General features: G+C 60.0%; 2 protein-coding genes. Both read left to right on the top strand.

Annotation, left to right across the window (positions count from 1 at the left end):
- Positions 1 to 388 precede the first annotated feature (388 nt).
- Positions 389 to 574, top strand: coding sequence for a DUF3606 domain-containing protein (locus AC1DT2_RS23605; protein WP_082878933.1), 186 nt, complete (start codon positions 389 to 391; stop codon positions 572 to 574).
- 304 nt (positions 575 to 878) lie between these two features.
- On the top strand, positions 879 to 1326 hold a 448-nt coding region (locus tag AC1DT2_RS23600; protein WP_477299115.1), incomplete at its 3' end, for a cytochrome b.

Here is a 1326-nt window from a genome sequence, read left to right as displayed (position 1 = left end):
CAGTCGGCCGGCGGTCGCGGGCCTACGGCATCCTCGGCTTCGGCTTCCAGTTTCGCCTGTTCGAGCGCTGTGAGGGCCGGAACGAGCTGCTCTTCAAAAACGTTCATTTCGTCCGGCGTCAGGCTTGCTGTTCCGGAGCGCCCCCTTCGAAAACGAACCCACCGGATATGAGTTCTTTCAGGGACTCGGACAAATTGTTATCGATGTGGTCGTTCCAACCCATGCGGTCTCTCCCGTTGGGATGTCGGACAGGAAGCCCGGCAGTGTCGCGACGAGCAGAACACAAAGCCTTTGGCCTCACCATGATGGATGTGTCAACGGCAAATGACGCAGCACTGACGCGCGCAGCTTCGCGGGAGCGCATGCTTCTCCTGAAGAGGCTCAGACGATGAATGTTACGAAACTCCAGCGCGGCCCCACGGACCCGACACTGATCAACGTGCATGAAGCCCAGGACCTGAAATATTGGTCTCGGTCGCTTGGCGTGTCCGCAGAGCGTTTGATCAAGGCTGTGGAGGAGGTAGGCGCGATGGCTGATGACGTGCGCGCTGAGCTTCGTCGACAACGACGGTGAGGCATTCATCCTGCCGCCCGATCTGTGGCAGGTGTGGATGTAGGGGCGCCGAACGTAGGTAGCGCACGGCATGGGGCCATCGGTGCCCTGATGCACATGGGGGTTCAGTGCACGGCGCAGATCGCCGTCGATACAACCATCTGGGTTGGGCCAGGCACTAACCGGCGTTCGACCGTTACGGCCCTTATTGCGGACTATCGTGAAATCTTCCGAACCCACTGAACCAAGCGCTCGCGCAAGGATAGCGCATGAGCCTTCAACCAATGTGCTGACTGAGGACAGGGCTCGATATACCCATATCGCCATGCTGCTGCACTGGACGATCGCGTTGTTGATCATCGCCAATGTCGCCCTCGGCTTGAGCGCCGCGCTGCTGCCGAGCTCGATATTGTCGGATACGGGTGCGCGAGTGGTGATCGACATGCACAAATCCATCGGCATCACGGTGCTTGGGCTGGCCGTTTTGCGCGTTCTGTGGCGGTTGACGCATCGGCCGCCGCCGCTTCCGGGCGCGTTCCTTGGCTGGGAAAAGGCTACGGCGCACGCCGCACACATCACACTTTACGTGCTGATCTTCGCGCTGCCACTCAGTGGCTGGATGCACGATTCGGCGTGGAGCGCTGCCGCATCGCATCCCATGTATCTGTTCGGCGTGGTGCCATGGCCCCGCATCGGCTTTCTGATGCATTTCGAACCCGGCTTTCAAGAACAGGTCCATACGCAGTTGGGCACACTTCATACGCTATGCGGCT

It is taken from the genome of Luteibacter sp. P4_E6, from assembly GCF_056401535.1.
The sequence above is the reverse complement of the archived record's forward strand: the minus strand, read 5'-3'. Positions and strand labels throughout refer to the sequence as shown.